Raw genomic sequence first — 14,884 nt, 5'->3', positions numbered from 1 at the left:
CTGGGTCAGCCCTGGGTGCCGCGCCGGTAGGGCTCGCCGGTGGGGTCGCGCTCGGCGGACATCTGCTCGCGCTCGGCCGGCGTCGGGCCGGCGCCCTCGGTGGTCCGGCCGGTGCCCGTGGTGCCGCCCGTGGTGCCGCCGCCGTAACGGCGCTGTACGGCGTCCGCGCCCTTCTCGATGTGCTCGTCGTACTTGTGACCGGTGCGTTCCTTGGCGTACCGCTCGGCCCGGTCGAGCATCTGGTCGGCCTGCTTCGAGTGCCCGCGGGCCAGGTTCTCGGCCTTCTTCAGCCATTCCGCGATGCGGCTCATGATGCCTCCCCCTCGTGTCGGTTACCCGGCCCCTACCCGACGGAACCGGACCGTCACCTCGGGCCGGGGTCGGTCAGGTGCGCCGCCGGCACGGGGATCGAGGGGAACGGGTTGTCGGGCAGGAGGATGACGCGGCGGGCGTCACGGGGCCGCAGGGCGGCGTCGAGGTGGAGCAGCGCGGAGCCGATGCCGGCCGCGCCCACCATGTAGCCGGTGTCCGCGCTCACCTCGCCCGGCCGTAACCGCCGGTACGCCTGGTACCAGCGGAACCCGCGGCCGTCGTGGTCGGTGGCCGCGCCGATGAGGTGGCGGGCGAGCCTGCGGGCGTAGCCGAGGTAGGTCTCGTCGCCGGTCTCCGCCCAGAGGCCGGTGAACAGCTCCAGCAGCCCGGCCGAGCCGCAGCACTGGCAGGCCGTGTTCCAGAAGCCGGGGGTGCGCCGCTCCGGCACGCCGCTGCGGACGATGCCGCCGGCCAGCCGCTCCACCCATTCGAGGTGGCCCCGCTCGCCGGTGACCCGGTGCAGCTCCTGGAACATCCGCGCCACGCCCGCCGAGCCGGAGCAGAACCCGAGGTAGTGCAGGCCGCGCCCCTGCGGCACGTGGTGGGGCACCAGCGCGCACCGCTCGGAGAGCACGCTGATCTCGCGGACGAAGCCCGCCCCCCGGTTGGCCGCGTCCAGGAAGCGTGCCTCGCCGGTGAGGCCGTACAGGCGGGCGAGGAGGAACGCGGTCCCCGCGGTGCCGGCCAGGAAGCCGGGGGTGACGGCGTCCGTGGGCAGGTCGGGGCAGTCGCCGAAGCGGTGGCCGGGGACGGCGAGCCCGGCGATGCGCTCCCCCGCCTCGACCGCGATCGCCTCGTGGCCCGGCACGCCGAGCGCGGCGGCGGCACGCAGCAGCCCGAGCACGATGCCGCCGTCGCCGCGCTGGGCGGGGTCGCCGGTCCAGCCGGGGCCGCCGGGGAGCGGCCGGGCGGACCGGACGACGTGCTCGGCCGCGGCCCGGGCCGCCGACTCCAGCCGCTCGTCGCCGAGCGCCCAGCCGGCCTCGGCGAGCGCGACGACGGTGCCGGTGAGCCCGTGGTAGAGGGTCAGGTCCTGCTGCTCGCGCCAGGTGGCCGCGAGCCGCCTGGCCCCGGCCGCGGCGTCCTCCAGGTACGCCTCGTGCCCGGTCGCCGCGGCGAGCTCCAGGAAGAACAGGACGATGCCGGCCGCCCCTGCGTAGAGGGAGGCGGGCTCGGGGGCGGCCAGCGCGGAGCGCCCGCGGGCGTCCGGGTTGGCGGCCCAGGTGCGACCGGCGGCGTCGTCGCGGGCGGCGGTGCGGATCCACCGGCCCGCCAGGATGGCGGCGGTCAAGGGCGTCTCGGCACGCTCGCGCGGCGAGCGGGTCTTGTCCAAACCCATACGTTTGATTATCCCACACTTCTGGTAGGAAAATTAGGGTGTTGTCCGAGTCGTCTGGAGGGAAGACGGTGGCCCTGCCCGATTTCCTGATCGCGGGCGTGCCCAAAGCCGGCACGACCGCCCTGCACACAGCGCTGCGACAGCATCCCGAACTCTACCTGCCCACGATCAAGGAACCGAAGTTCTTCCTCACCGACGGCCCGCCGCCCGAGCACGGCGGCCCCGGCGACGTGGAGACCTACCGGGAGCACGTCTGGCGGCGCGAGGAGTACGAGGCGCTGTTCGCAGGCGCCCCTCCGGGCGCGCTGACCGGCGAGTCCACCCCGTTCTACCTCTACGACGCCGGAGCGCGCCGCCGGATCCGGGCCCTCGTCCCGAATGTCCGGATCATCGTGACGCTCCGGGACCCGGTCGAGCGCGCCCACTCCAACTGGACGCACCTCTGGTCGGCCGGGTTGGAGCCGATCGGCGACCTCGTACGCGCCTGCGAGGCCGAGCCGGAGCGCGTCGCCGCCGGCTGGTCGCACTTCTGGCACTACGTCGGCCTCGGCCGCTACGGCGAGCAGCTGGCCGGCCTGTTCGAGCTGTTCCCGCGCGAGCAGGTGCTGATCTTCCGCTACCGGGACGTCGTGGACCGGCCGGCCGAGACCCTCGACCGCATCTGCGCCTTCCTCGGCGTGCGGCAGGGGCTGCTCACGGAAGTGCCCCGGCGGAACGTCACCGCGCACCCCGCCCCCGGCGCCCGGCACGCCGTGCTGTCCACGCTGGCCCGCCGCCTGCCCGCCCTGGCCCGGCCGATCGAGGGCCTGCTCCAGCACCGGGGCGAGGCCCGCCGCCCGCTGTCGTGGGAGCAGCGGCAGCGGCTCATCCCGTACTTCGCCGAGGACGTCGCGCTGCTCCAGCGGGTCACCGGCGAGGACTTCGGCGACTGGCTGCGGCCGAGGGAACGCTCCGGCGGCCTGGTCGGCGTCCGGCCGCCGGGACAGCGGCAGTCACGCAACGGCCGCGGCCGGGGGTGAGCTAGCGCAGCTCGGTGCGCAGCTCGTGGGCGCCGTCCTCGCGGGTGTACTCGTAGTAGAGGCGGGTCCCGCCGCCGGGCAGGTCCACGAGCTCCAGGTAGCGCAGGCCGCCCCCGCCGTACGGCGAGCGCGCGGCGGGCCGCTCGCCCACGGGGGTCAGCGCGGCCGGGTCGGTCCCGACCGCGATGCCGGTGCGCTCCTCGTAGTTCTCCTCCGCGCCGGCCCGGCCGTCGTAGAAGGCCACCACCCGGTCGCCGTCGAAGCGCACCGCGCTCACGCGGACGCCGCGCGCGTCCCACATCCCCGGCCGGCCGGTCAGCGCCGTGCCCTGCCAGGTCCACTCCAGACCGTCGGCGCTGGTGGCGTAGTCGGTGACCATCTGGTCGGCCTCGTCGGGATCGGCGAGCGGGTGGCAGGAGGCCCACAGGTGCCACACGCCGTCGCGCCGGACGATCACCGTGTCCTTGACCCCGGTCTTCGGGTCGCCGGGCAGGACCGTCACGCGGGTGCGCGGGTCGAACGCGCCGGGCTCGTCGGCCTCCAGCACCTCCACCCGCCAGTGCTTGGTGCCGGTCGTCGCGCAGCTCAGGTAGAGCCGCCAGCGCCCGTCGGGCAGGTGGACGAGGGTGGGCCGCTCCAGCGACTCGGCGTCCATCTCCTCCCGCGTGATCGTGGCGAGCGTCTCGAAGCGCTCGCCGTCCACAGAGCGGGCGATCGCCACCGCGTAGCCGCGGCCCTGCCCGACGGGGCGGCGCAGCCGGTAGGCCAGGTGGATGAGCCCGCCGGCGGCGACGGCACTGGGCGCGCCCGCCCAGTGCCCCTCCCCCGGCGACGGCGGCCCGATCGCCACGCGGGCGCGGTCGGGGTCGGGCAGAAGGGCGTTCTCGTCGATCGGCATGGGACCGAGCGTAGGGCTGGACTGGGTGCCGGACATCGCCGCTTGCCCCTTCTTTAGGATTCTCCTCATTGCCTATGGACTTTACCGGGAATCCGAGGCGTTCCGGTGGAGCGAACCGGGTCTGTCGGGGGCGGCTTCTACCCTACGGGTATGACCCCGCACGGATTCACCATCACCGCCGACGGTCCGTTCGACTTCGGAGGCTGCCTGCGCTTCGCCGAGGACTGGCCGGCCACCAGCGCGCTGCCCTCCGACGGGCGGGCGCTGCGCTTCGCCTACTGCGCGGAGCACGACTGGAAGCCGATCGGGGTGCGGGTGACGGCGGCGCCCGGCGGGGTCGAGGTGGCCACCACACGGCCCGCGGGCCCGTCGATCCGCGGCGAGGTGGCGCGGATCTTCTCGCTCGACGTCGACGGCACGGGCTTCGCCAAGGCCGGCGAGGCCGATCCCGTGCTCGGCGACGTGCAGCGGCGGCGTCCCGGCCTGCGCCCGCTGTGCTTCTGGAGCCCGTGGGAGGCGGCGTGCTGGGCGGTCATCGTGCAGCGCTCGTCGATGCTCGTCGCCTCGCGCGTCAAGCAGCGCATCGCCGCCCGCTTCGGCGCCGAGGTCGTCGTGGACGGGCAGGCGTTCCAGGCGTTCCCGCCGCCGGTGTCGCTGCTGGAGGCGGGCGGGCTCGGGCTGCCCGCGCAGAAGGAGGAGTGGGTGCGCGGGCTGGCACGGGCGGCGCTCGACGGCGTGCTCACCACCGAGCACCTGCGCTCGCTCGCCCCCGAGGAGGCGCTGGCCGAGCTGCGGGCCCTGCCCGGGGTGGGGCCGTTCTCCGCCGGGCTCATCCTGATCCGCGGCGCGGGCGCGCCGGACGCCTTCCCCGGCGACGAGCCGCGGCTGTTCGCGATCCTGCGGGAGGCGTACGGACTGCCCGAGGACGCCCCGCCGGCCGCCTACCGCGAGCTGGCCGACGCGTGGCGGCCCTACCGCTCGTGGGCGTCCTTCCTGTTCCGCGCCACGGCCTACGGCACCCTCGACGACCAGGCGGTCACGCGGCCGGGTCCACCGGCAGCTCGACGGTGATGGTGAGGCCGCCCTCCTCGCGCGGCCAGCCCGTGACCGTGCCGCCGTGGGCCTCGGCGATGACCTTGACGATCGACAGGCCGAGCCCGCTCCCCCGGTCCGAGCGCAGCCGGTCGCCGTGCAGCCGCCGGAACGGCTCGAAGATCGTCTCGATCTCGTAGGCGGGCACGGGCAGCCCGGTGTTGGCCACGACCAGCTCGACCCGCTCGGCCCTGCGCCGGGTCGAGAGCCACACCTCGCCCTTCGGGTGGTTGTGCCGGATCGCGTTCTCCAGCAGGTTCTGCACCAGCCGCTCCACCAGCACCGCCTCGCCGGTGGTCGGCGCGGGGTCGAGCAGCCGGTGGATGGTCACCTCGCGCTCGGCGGCCTCGGCGGCGGCCTGGTCGAGCACGTGCTCGGCCACGTCCGTCAGGTCGAACGGCCGCCGGTCCAGCACCGCCTGCTCGCCCTCCGCCAGCGCCAGCAGGCCGTCGATGAGGCGTTCGTGCCGGGCGTTGACCAGCAGCAGCGACTCGCCGAGCCGTTTGACGTCGTCGGTGGCGTCGGGCCGGCGCACGGCCACGTCCACGAGGGTCCTGTTGATGGTCAGCGGGGTGCGCAGCTCGTGGGAGGCGTTCGCGACGAACTTGCGCTGCGCGTCGAACGCGCGGGCCAGCCGGCCGAGCATGGTGTCGAAGACGTCGGCCAGCTCCTTGACCTCCTCGCGCGGGCCCTCGTAGGAGATGCGCTCGGTGAGGTCGTGGCTCTGGGCGACCTGGCGGGCGGTCTCGGTCATCCGCCGCAGCGGCCGCAGCACCCAGCCAGCCGTCCGCCAGCCGACCCCGAACGCCCCGGCCGCCCCCGCCACCACGGCGAGCGCGCCGAGGTCGCGCACGGCCTTGAGGGTGTCGCGCTGGTAGGCGGCGCGCACCCGCATCGCCTGCCGGCGCCCCACCTCGTACAGCGGGTCGTTCCTGCAGACCCCGTCCTGCGTGCAGGCGGGCGTGAGCAGGTCGGCGCGGTATTCGAGGTTGGAGCGCACGACGAGCCACACGCCGGCGAGCACGAAGGCACCGAGGACGAGGAACCCCACGGCGCAGGACACGGCGAATCGCAGACGCGCGCTCACGGGATGCGGTAGCCCGATCCGGGGACGGTCTCGATGACCTGGGGCTCGCCGAGCTTCTTGCGCAGCTTCATGACCGTGGTGCGCACGGTGTTGGTGAACGGGTCGATGTGCTCGTCCCACACCTTCTCCAGCAGGTCCTCGGCCGAGACGACCGCGCCCCTGGCGCGCAGCAGCTCGGCCAGCACGCCGAACTCCTTGCGCGCCAGCGGCACGTACACGCCGTCGCGGAACACCTGCCGGTGCGCCCAGTCCAGCCGCACCCCGGCCCGCTCCAGCAGGGGCGGGTCGGCCCTCCTCGCGCGCCGGCCGAGCGCGTGCACGCGGGCCACCAGCTCCTCGAACGCGAACGGCTTGGGCAGGTAGTCGTCGGCTCCCAGCGACAGCCCGCGCACGCGGTCGCGCACGTCCCTGGCGGCGGTCAGCATCAGCACCCTGACCAGCCACTCCTTCTCCACCACGGTCCTGCACACCTCGTCGCCGTGCACCTGGGGCAGGTCGCGGTCGAGGACGAGCACGTCGTAGTCGTGCACGGCGAGGCGTTCCAGCGCCGCCTCGCCGTCGTAGGCGACGTCCACCGCCAGCGCCTCGCCCCGCAGCCCCTCGGCGATCGAGTCGGCGAGCATCTTCTCGTCCTCAGCCACCAGCACCCGCACGCGCGCCCCCTCGCGAGATCCATGAACGGCGAAGATCCTCGCCGAACCCACATAACGCCCGCATAACCAAATCTCGTGACGATCAGGTTATCGGTCATCCGCTGGACTGCCCTGCCTACGGCCGGAACCGACCGGCCCGACGTACGGGAGGACGTCCGTGACAGCCCGACTGCTCCGGACGCATCGGCTGTTCTGCTGCGTGCTCGCCCTGGCCGCCGCGCTGCGCGTGCTGGTCATGCTCGGCTACGACACGGCGCAGGTCTACTGGTACGACTCCTTCACCTACCTGGACACGGCCGTGCACATGCGGCCGCAGGGAGCGTTCCACCCCGCCGGGTACTCGTGGTTCCTGTGGGCGCTGCTTCCCTTCCACAGTGTCCGGCTCGTGGTCGCGGTCCAGCACGTGATGGGCCTGGGGGTCGCGGTGATGATGTACGCCCTGCTGCGCCGGCGCTCGCTGCCCGGCTGGGGGGCGGCGCTGGCGACCCTGCCGGTCCTGTTCGCCCCGCCGTTCGTCCGCCTGGAGCACGCGGTGCTGTCCGACCTCCAGGTGATCTTCCTGGTCACGGCCGCGCTGCTGGTGCTCATGTGGCGGCCCGGGAAGATCTCCGTCCGGGCCGCGGCCGCGGCGGGCCTGCTGCTCGCGCTGGCGGGGCTGACCCGCACCGCCGCCGTGCCGCTGCTCGGCCTGGCCGCGCTCTGGCTGCTGCTGCGCCGCACGCCCTGGCGGCACTGGCGGCCACTGGTCGCGCTGGCGCTCGCGGGCGGCCTGCCGCTGCTGGCCTACGCCGGCTGGTACGCCCAGCACCACGGCAGGTTCGGCCTGAGCGGCTCCGACGGGGTGGCGCTGTGGGCGCGCACGATGACGTTCGCCGACTGCTCGGTGATCAAGCCGCCGCCCGACCTGGCCCCGCTCTGCCCGAACGGCACCGTCGTGGACGCCGCCTCCGAGTACGTCTGGGCGCCGGGCGCCGCGCTCAACCGCCTGCCCGGCGACCGTTTCACGCACAACGACGCGGCCAGGTCGTTCGCCCTCGCCGCGATCGCCGCCCAGCCGCTCGACTACCTGCGTGAGGTGATCAAGGACACCTCGCTGGCCTTCACCTGGGAGCCGGTCGCGCATCCGAAGCGGGTCACGGCCACGGCGGACTTCCCCGTCGGGTCGTGGTCGCTGCCCGAGGAGCACGCCCTCATCGGGAAGGTCCGCGCCGAGTACGACCAGGACATCAGCGGGATGTCGTCCATCGAGCCGTACGCGTCGGTCCTGGCCGCCTACCGGTACCCGTGGGCGCTGCACGGCCCGCTGCTGGGGGTGCTGCTCGTCGTGGGCGGGCTCGGCGTGGCCGCGGGGCGGGAGCGGCGGGCCGTGCTGCTGCCGTGGGCGTTCGCGATGTTCCTGCTGGTGGCGCCGGTGGCCGCGCTCGACTTCGACCACCGGTACGTGCTGCCCGCCATCCCGCCCGCGTGCCTGGCCGCCGCCCTGGCGTCAGGACGCCTGCGCCTGCGCCTTCAGGGCGACCGCCGGCCGGCCCTCCGCCCCGACCCGCCGGAACAGGATGGCCCGCGCCGCCACGACCACGCAGACCAGGCCGAGCAGCAGGCCCCAGGTCACGTCGGTGAGGAAGTGCATGCCCCGGTACAGGCGGGAGAACGCCACGCTCAGCGGCGCGGCGACGCCGAGCACCCAGATCACCACCTGCAGCGCCCGGTTGCGGGTGTGCGTGGCGAGCACGAGGGCGAGGCCGCAGTAGAACGCGACCGCCGCGCTGACGTGCCCGGACGGGAAGCTGGAGGTGGGCGGGGCCGGGTCCAGGTGCTCCACCGGCGGCCGGTGGCGGCCGACGACCTCGGTGGTCCCGAGGAACACCAGTGACTGGCTCCACACCGCGACGATCAGGAAGACCGACTCCAGCCAGCGTTTCCACACCAGCCGGAAGGCGATCGCGGCGATCGCGGTGAGCGCCACGATGTAGGGCGTGTCGGACAGGCTGCTGCCGAAGTCGGTGAGGGTGTTCCACTCGGAGGTGCGGTCGGCGGCCAGCGCCCGGCTCAGTCCGGCCTCCCCGGTCGGCCAGGCGAGGATCGCCCGGCCGACCCCGTACGTCACGGCGGCCAGCAGCACCAGCGGTAAGAAGATCGTCGAGGCGTAGTACTTCACGTGCTCACTCATGGGTCACCTTCACCGATTCCGGTTCCACTCCTTCGCTCACCGGCGAGGCCGGTCTGCGCCCCTGCTCGCGCCGCCACATCTCGAACGCCGCCGCCGTGGCGGCGATCACCGCCACGCCGAGCACGATGCCGCCCACGACGTCGCTCACCCAGTGCACGCCGAGCGCCACCCGCGTGTACGCCACCGACAGCACCACGAACCACCCGGCCGCCCACGCCAGCCGCCGCCCCCACCGGGGCAGCGAGGGCAGCAGGAGCAGGACGATCACGCCCACGCCGAGCGTCACGTTGACCGCGTGGCCCGACGGGAACGAGTCGCCCGGCGCGAGCGCGACCGGGTCGGGGAGGTGCGGCCTGGCCCGGGCCACGACGATCTTCAGCGCGAGCCCGAGCAGCCCGCCCACGACCATCGTGGTGACCGCCCACGCGGCCAGGCGCGGCGCGCCCCGGTAGAACAGCCAGGCGGCGTACAGGCCGACCGCGATCCGCCACGGCCACGGCCCGAACAGGTCCGTCCAGACGATCAGCACCGTGGTCACGCCGGGGTGGGCGAGCGCGTACGCGTGCAGGTCCACCGCCACCTGGTGGTCCAGGTCGTTCAGCGGCATCTTGGCCACGACGAGGAGAAGGGTGAACGGGATCATGATCAGCGCCACGGCGAGACTCGCCAGCGCCAGCCGCAGCCCGAGACCGCGATCAGGATCTTTGAGCTGTGGAAGTCTCACGTCTCCCGCCCTTTCCCTCGGTTGCGCGTCCGCCACGGCTACCCAGCGGGCGCGCGATTAATGCTCCTGTCTGAGAAGCCGCGGCCGGGGTAGTCGCACCCACATGTCCCCCACTGTGGCGGTGATCGCCCACCGCAAGAAGACGTTAGGAGCCGGCCTGGACCGGCTCCGGGTGCTCATCACCGAGGAAGGCGTCGGCGACCTGCTCTGGTACGAGGTGCCGAAGAGCAAGAAGGCGCCCAAGAAGGTGCGCAAGGCGCTGAAGAAGGGCGCCGATCTGGTGTTCGTCTGGGGCGGCGACGGCATGGTGCAGCGTTGCGCCGACGCGCTCGCCGACTCCAAGGTGCCGATGGCCATCCTGCCCGCCGGCACCGCGAACCTGTTCGCCGGCAACCTCGGCATCCCCATCGACCTGGAGGAGGCCGTGCGGATCGGCTTCCACGGGCGGCGCGAGCGGCTGGACCTGGGCGTGGTCAACGGCGAGCACTTCGCCGTGATGGCCGGGGCCGGGTTCGACGCGGAGATGATCGCCGCGACCGACGGGGCGGCCAAGCGGAAGCTCGGCAAACTGAGCTACGTCAAGGCGGCCGTCCAGGGCGTCGGCGGCCCGCTGGTGCCGATGACGATCGAGATCGACGGCTCCACCTGGTTCGACGGCATGGCGAGCTGCCTGCTGCTGGGCAACGTGAGCACGATCGCGGGCGGCATCGAGGCGTTCGACGACGCCCGGCCGGACGACGGCTGGCTGGACGTGGGCGTCTCGACGGCCAAGGGCCCGGTGCAGTGGGCGCGGGTGCTCGGCAGGATGGCGGCCGGGCGTTCCGACGAGTCGCCGTTCGTGCGGATCACGCGGGCGCGCAAGGTGTCGGCGAAGTTCGGCTCGCCGCTGACGTACGAGCTGGACGGCGGCGACCGGGACAGCGTCACGGAGATCGAGGCCGAGGCCGCGCCCGGCGCGCTCACGATCTGCCTGCCACCTGCGCGGTGACCGGTGTCACGGGCTTGACCTGGACTTCTCGGAATGGCCGCGACCGGCCTGGGTAGCGAACGACGCCTGACAGCAAAGACATCCATGTCACGGCGCGTGCCGAGGAGTGCTATCCATGAGCGAGTCAAACCCGATCAAGTCGGCGGTCGAGAAGGTCGTGGACACCGTCGCCCACCACGGTCACCCGGAGAAGGCCGAGATCCCCGGCGTGCCGAACAGCGAGCCGCCCTCGCTGGAGGAGCCGGTCGAGCCGCGCGAGCCGCTGGCGCCGAAGCCCGACCAGACGGGCCCGGACACCTTCTCCCCCACGGGGCAGCCGACGGGCGCGTCGCAGGACGCGATGGCGCAGGGCGGCGCGTTCCTGACCAGCGCCCAGGGGGTGCGGCTGCCCGACACCGACCACTCGCTCAAGGCCGGTCCGCGCGGCCCGGTGCTGCTGCAGGACTTCCACCTGCGCGAGAAGATCATGCACTTCGACCACGAGCGGATCCCCGAGCGGGTGGTGCACGCGCGCGGCTCGGCCGCCCACGGCGTCTTCCGTTCGTACGGCACCGCCGCGAACATCACCAAGGCCGCCTTCCTCGCCGAAGGGGTCGAGACGCCGGTCTTCGTGCGGTTCTCCACGGTGCTCGGCTCGCGCGGCTCGGCCGACACCGTACGCGACACCCGCGGCTTCGCGACCAAGTTCTACACCACCGAAGGCGTGTACGACCTGGTCGGCAACAACATCCCGGTCTTCTTCATCCAGGACGGCATCAAGTTCCCCGACGTCATCCACGCGGGCAAGCCGCACCCCGACCGGGAGATCCCGCAGGCGCAGAGCGCCCACGACACGTTCTGGGACTTCGTCTCCCTGCACACCGAGGCCACCCACCACACGATGTGGAACATGTCGGACCGCGGCATCCCCCGCTCCTTCCGGATGATGGAGGGCTTCGGCGTCCACACCTTCCGGCTGGTCAACGCCGAGGGCGCGACGACGCTGGTGAAGTTCCACTGGAAGCCGAAGCTCGGCGTGCACTCCCTGACGTGGGAGGAGGCCCAGCTCATCAACGGCGTGGACCCCGACTACCACCGGCGCGACCTCGCCGACGCGATCGAGGCGGGCGCGTACCCGCGGTGGGAGCTGGGCATCCAGACCTTCCCCGACACCCCTGACCAGATGTTCGAGGGCATCGACCTGCTCGACCCGACGAAGATCGTGCCGGAGGAGCTGGCGCCGGTCCAGCCGATCGGCCTGATGGAGCTCAACCGCAACCCTTCCAACTTCTTCGCCGAGACCGAGCAGGTCGCCTTCCACGCCGGCCACCTGGTTCCCGGCATCGACGTCACCGACGACCCGCTGCTGGCCGCCCGGCTGTTCTCCTACCTGGACACGCAGCTCACCCGGCTCGGCGGGCCCAACTTCCCGCAGATCCCGATCAACCGGCCGCACGCCCCGGTCAACGACATGCTGCGGGACGGCTTCCACCAGGACGCGGTGCACCGGGGGGTGGCGCCGTACCGGCCGAACTCGCTGGACGGCGGCTGTCCCTTCCAGGCGGGCGCGGCCGAGGGCGGCTACGTCGAGGTGCCGGTGGAGGTGGCGGGGCGGAAGGTGCGCGAGGCGCCCGCCTCGTACGCCGACCACTTCAGCCAGCCGCGGCTGTTCTGGCGCAGCATGTCTCCTGTCGAGAAGGAGCACATCATCGACGCCTACACCTTCGAGCTGGGCAAGTGCTACGAGCAGGCGGTGAAGGAGCGGCAGCTCAGGGTGCTGGCCAACATCGACCCGGTGCTGTGCCGCGAGGTCGCCCAGGGGCTGGGCCTGCCCGTGCCCGAGCCGACCGAGCCGCCGGCCGAGATCGCGCCGAGCCCCGCGCTGTCGCAGGTCGGCCGCGAGTGGCCGACCGACGGGCGGATCATCGGCATCGTCGCCGACGAGTCCTGCGACCTCGGCGTGGTCGGCGCGGTGCGGACGGCCGTGCTGGCCGCCGGCATGGTGCCGCTGATCGTCGCGCCGAAGGGCGGCATGCTGGGGACGATGCCGGTGCAGCGGACGTTCCTGACCGCGCGCTCGGTCGAGTTCGACGCCCTGCTGCTGGCGGGCGCGCCGGCGCCGGGCAAGGACGCCTTCGGGGCGCGCGACGCCAAGGCGGGCAACCTCCTGCCGGACGGGGGCGTGGACCCGCGCGTCGTGCTCATGGTCATGGAGGTCTACCGGCACGCCAAGGCGATCGGCGGCTGGGGCACGGCGGCGCGGGCGCTCACCCAGGCGGGCGTGCCCGAGCAGGCGCCCGGCGTGATCGTCGGCGAGGACGGCGAGCAGGTCCTGCGCGAGACGATCGGGCTGCTCGCGGCGCACCGGGTGTGGGAGCGGTTCCCGCCGGCCGCCTGACCGTACGGTACGGAGGGGGCCGGGTGCGCACCCGGCCCCCTCCGGCGTTTCCGCTCCGCACGTCAGGGCAAGAGCGGGCCCATGGATCAGTCACAGGCGCCTGTCCTCCAGGCATTGCAGGCCTATCACGACAGCGGGCAGCTCCCCTTCACCCCGCCGGGTCACAAGCAGGCGCGGGGGATCGATCCGAGGGTCGCCGAGGTGATGGGCGAGGCGGTCTTCCGCGACGACGTGCTGGTCACCGGCGGCCTGGACGACCGCTCGTCGTCGGGCGGCGTGCTGCAGCGGGCCGAGGAGCTCATGGCCGACGCCGTGGGCGCGTCGGCGACGTTCTTCTCCACCTGCGGCAGCTCCCTGTCGGTCAAGGCCGCGATGCTCGCGGTGGCGGGGCCCGGGGAGAAGCTGCTGCTCGGCAGGGACGCGCACAAGTCGGTGGTGGCCGAGCTGGTGCTGTCGGGCAGCGTCCCCGTGTGGGTGGAGCCCCGATGGGACACGGAGCTGCACCTGGCCCACGCACCCGGCCCCGAGGCGTTCGCGGCGGCCTTCGACCGGCATCCCGACGCCAAGGGCGCGCTGGTCGTGACGCCCACCCCGTACGGGACCTGCACCGACCTCGCCGCGCTGGCCCGCCTGTGCCACGAGCGTGGCAAACCGCTCCTCGTGGACGAGGCGTGGGGCGCGCACCTGCCCTTCCACCCCGACCTGCCGACCTGGGCCATGGACGCGGGCGCGGACGTGTGCGTCACCAGCATCCACAAGATGGGCTCGGCCCTGGAGCAGAGCTCGGTGTTCCATCTGCAGGGCGACCTCGTCGCGCCGGAGCTGCTGAAGGAGCGCGCGGACCTGTTCAGCACCACCAGCCCCTCCGCGCTGATCTACGCCACGCTCGACGGCTGGCGGCGGCAGATGGTCGAGCACGGGCGCGAGCTGTACGACCGCGCGCTGAAGCTGGCCGAGGCGCTGCGCATCGAGATCGAGGCCATCGACGGCCTGCACGTGCATTCCCGTGAGGAGCTCTGCGGCGAGGGCCGGGCCTTCGACGCCGACCCGATGCAGCTCCTGGTGGACGTCAGCGGCCTCGGCACGGGCGGCTACCAGGCGACCGACTGGATGCGCGAGAACCACCGGATCAACCTGGGCCACTCCGACCACCGCCGGGTCGGCGTCCAGCTCACGCACGCCGACGACGAGGAGACGGTGGAACGGCTGCTGGCCGCGCTGCGGGACCTGAGCGCGCGGGCCGGCGAGCTGCCGCCCGCGCCGCGGGTGGAGATCCCGCCGCCGGGCGGGCTGCGGCTGGAGCAGGCCATGCGGCCCCGCGACGCCTTCTTCGCGCCGGTCGAGCACGTGCCCTGGCGGCAGGCCGCCGGGCGGGTCTCGGCCGAGCTCATCACGCCGTACCCGCCGGGCGTCCCCGCCGTGGTGCCGGGCGAGCGCCTGAACGGCGAGATCCTGCGCTACCTGCGGAGCGGGCTGGCGGGCGGCATGGTCGTCCCGGACGCGGCCGACTCCTCCCTCGACACGTTCCGGGTCGTGGCCGAAGAGGATCACGCCCGTTAAGTGGCCTTTTGCGACGTATGGGTAGGGGCGAAAACATGAGTCACAACACACCCGAGCATGACCCTCGTTCCCGTTTCGAGGACGAGGGCATCCCCGACCTGCAGGACGGCACGCCCCAGCAGCAGTGGGCGGTGGACCCGCAGGAGGCCCCGCTGCCGGCCGACCACCCGGTGGCCGTGGAGGACTTCGGCACCACCATCGACGAGCAGATCCAGGGCGAGTCGCTGAGCGGCCGGCTGGACCGCGAGGTTCCCGAGGACCAGCCGGTGTTCGGCGTGGCCGAGTCCGCCACGGCCGACCGGCTGCCCACCGACCAGGACGACGCGCCCGAGGTCGAGCGGGTGACCGAGGAGGGCGGCCTCGGCGTGGGCGCGGACCTGGACACGGGCTACGAGCGCGACGACGACGTTGACCCCGGCTGGGAGGCGCAGCCCGAGGAGCCCTCCGGCCAGGTCTGGGACGAGCCGCGCCGGGCCGGCCGGCTGGTCGCGCCCGACGAGGGGACGCGCGCCGACGCCGAGGCCGACGAGATCGCCACGGAGGTGGGCCCGGACTCGGGCGGCTACAGCGCCGAAGAGGCCGCCATGCGGGTCGAGCCCGAGTGA

At 73.4% G+C, this 14,884-nt stretch carries 14 protein-coding genes; 7 read left to right on the top strand and 7 right to left on the bottom strand.

Features of this window, described 5'->3' with window-relative positions; genetic code table 11:
* Positions 1–5: 5 nt before the first annotated feature.
* Both AC27IY_RS08135 and AC27IY_RS08130 read right to left on the bottom strand, forming a co-directional pair.
* On the bottom strand, positions 6–311 hold the full coding sequence (locus AC27IY_RS08135) for an antitoxin (protein WP_449954833.1): 306 nt from the start codon (positions 309–311) through the stop codon (positions 6–8).
* 53 nt (positions 312–364) lie between these two features.
* Positions 365–1,711 carry a lanthionine synthetase LanC family protein gene (locus AC27IY_RS08130; protein ID WP_487177574.1) on the bottom strand — a complete coding sequence of 449 codons (1,347 nt, stop codon included), beginning with the start codon at positions 1,709–1,711 and terminating at the stop codon, positions 365–367.
* Positions 1,712–1,779: 68 nt separating this feature from the next.
* Here AC27IY_RS08130 and AC27IY_RS08125 point away from each other — a divergent pair, with 68 nt between their 5' ends.
* Positions 1,780–2,730 (top strand): sulfotransferase family protein, encoded by a 951-nt coding sequence (locus tag AC27IY_RS08125; protein WP_423474820.1) that lies wholly within the window; start codon positions 1,780–1,782, stop codon positions 2,728–2,730.
* A gap of 1 nt (position 2,731) precedes the next feature.
* Here AC27IY_RS08125 and AC27IY_RS08120 read toward each other — a convergent pair whose 3' ends face one another.
* Positions 2,732–3,628 carry a glycoside hydrolase family 32 protein gene (locus tag AC27IY_RS08120; protein WP_364460286.1) on the bottom strand — a complete coding sequence of 299 codons (897 nt, stop codon included), beginning with the start codon at positions 3,626–3,628 and terminating at the stop codon, positions 2,732–2,734.
* A 150-nt stretch (positions 3,629–3,778) separates the two neighbouring features.
* On the opposite strand from AC27IY_RS08120, the gene AC27IY_RS08115 reads away from it, so the two are divergent.
* Positions 3,779–4,699 (top strand): DNA-3-methyladenine glycosylase family protein, encoded by a 921-nt coding sequence (locus tag AC27IY_RS08115; protein WP_344207031.1) that lies wholly within the window; start codon positions 3,779–3,781, stop codon positions 4,697–4,699.
* On the opposite strand, the gene AC27IY_RS08110 is transcribed toward AC27IY_RS08115, so the two are convergent.
* From AC27IY_RS08110 to AC27IY_RS08100, 3 genes are all read right to left on the bottom strand, one after another.
* Positions 4,665–5,807 (bottom strand): sensor histidine kinase, encoded by a 1,143-nt coding sequence (locus tag AC27IY_RS08110; protein ID WP_449954847.1) that lies wholly within the window; start codon positions 5,805–5,807, stop codon positions 4,665–4,667. The two genes, AC27IY_RS08115 and AC27IY_RS08110, sit on opposite strands and share 35 nt — an antisense overlap.
* Positions 5,804–6,460, bottom strand: coding sequence for a response regulator transcription factor (locus AC27IY_RS08105; RefSeq protein ID WP_091077263.1), 657 nt, complete (start codon positions 6,458–6,460; stop codon positions 5,804–5,806). The genes AC27IY_RS08110 and AC27IY_RS08105 overlap by 4 nt, the downstream gene beginning before the upstream one ends.
* Positions 6,461–7,946: 1,486 nt before the next feature.
* The gene (locus AC27IY_RS08100; RefSeq protein WP_364460565.1) at positions 7,947–8,327 is read right to left on the bottom strand and encodes a phosphatase PAP2 family protein; all 381 of its coding nucleotides are present in this window, start codon (positions 8,325–8,327) and stop codon (positions 7,947–7,949) included.
* Between the two features lie 109 nt (positions 8,328–8,436).
* Here AC27IY_RS08100 and AC27IY_RS08095 point away from each other — a divergent pair, with 109 nt between their 5' ends.
* On the top strand, positions 8,437–8,610 hold the full coding sequence (locus tag AC27IY_RS08095; RefSeq protein ID WP_329591804.1) for a hypothetical protein: 174 nt from the start codon (positions 8,437–8,439) through the stop codon (positions 8,608–8,610).
* 12 nt (positions 8,611–8,622) lie between these two features.
* Here the strand turns inward: AC27IY_RS08095 and AC27IY_RS08090 are convergent, their stop codons facing one another.
* Positions 8,623–9,354, bottom strand: coding sequence for a phosphatase PAP2 family protein (locus tag AC27IY_RS08090; protein WP_344207026.1), 732 nt, complete (start codon positions 9,352–9,354; stop codon positions 8,623–8,625).
* Between the two features lie 103 nt (positions 9,355–9,457).
* Here AC27IY_RS08090 and AC27IY_RS08085 point away from each other — a divergent pair, with 103 nt between their 5' ends.
* The 4 genes from AC27IY_RS08085 to AC27IY_RS08070 all read left to right on the top strand — a co-directional run bounded on the left by AC27IY_RS08085 (position 9,458) and on the right by AC27IY_RS08070 (position 14,884).
* Positions 9,458–10,342 (top strand): diacylglycerol/lipid kinase family protein, encoded by an 885-nt coding sequence (locus tag AC27IY_RS08085; RefSeq protein ID WP_344207025.1) that lies wholly within the window; start codon positions 9,458–9,460, stop codon positions 10,340–10,342.
* Between the two features lie 115 nt (positions 10,343–10,457).
* Positions 10,458–12,719, top strand: a complete 2,262-nt coding sequence (locus AC27IY_RS08080) for a catalase (protein ID WP_487177573.1) — start codon at positions 10,458–10,460, stop codon at positions 12,717–12,719.
* A gap of 81 nt (positions 12,720–12,800) precedes the next feature.
* A complete protein-coding gene (locus tag AC27IY_RS08075; protein WP_487177572.1) occupies positions 12,801–14,279 on the top strand; it encodes an aminotransferase class I/II-fold pyridoxal phosphate-dependent enzyme in 1,479 nt (492 codons plus the stop codon).
* A gap of 35 nt (positions 14,280–14,314) precedes the next feature.
* The gene (locus AC27IY_RS08070) at positions 14,315–14,884 is read left to right on the top strand and encodes a DUF5709 domain-containing protein (RefSeq protein WP_344207022.1); all 570 of its coding nucleotides are present in this window, start codon (positions 14,315–14,317) and stop codon (positions 14,882–14,884) included.

The sequence above is a fragment of the Nonomuraea sp. B208 genome (assembly GCF_057536035.1).
This window is presented reverse-complemented; position numbering and strand designations above follow the sequence as displayed.

Bases quoted from the DNA above. Each gene is read 5' to 3' on its own strand.
- AC27IY_RS08070 (WP_344207022.1), top strand. From the start codon at position 14,315: ATGAGTCACAACACACCCGAGCATGACCCTCGTTCCCGTTTCGAGGAC.
- AC27IY_RS08120 (WP_364460286.1), bottom strand. From the start codon at position 3,628: ATGCCGATCGACGAGAACGCCCTTCTGCCCGACCCCGACCGCGCCCGC.
- AC27IY_RS08130 (WP_487177574.1), bottom strand. From the start codon at position 1,711: ATGGGTTTGGACAAGACCCGCTCGCCGCGCGAGCGTGCCGAGACGCCC.
- AC27IY_RS08075 (WP_487177572.1), top strand. From the start codon at position 12,801: ATGGATCAGTCACAGGCGCCTGTCCTCCAGGCATTGCAGGCCTATCAC.
- AC27IY_RS08080 (WP_487177573.1), top strand. From the start codon at position 10,458: ATGAGCGAGTCAAACCCGATCAAGTCGGCGGTCGAGAAGGTCGTGGAC.
- AC27IY_RS08085 (WP_344207025.1), top strand. From the start codon at position 9,458: ATGTCCCCCACTGTGGCGGTGATCGCCCACCGCAAGAAGACGTTAGGA.
- AC27IY_RS08115 (WP_344207031.1), top strand. From the start codon at position 3,779: ATGACCCCGCACGGATTCACCATCACCGCCGACGGTCCGTTCGACTTC.
- AC27IY_RS08135 (WP_449954833.1), bottom strand. From the start codon at position 311: ATGAGCCGCATCGCGGAATGGCTGAAGAAGGCCGAGAACCTGGCCCGC.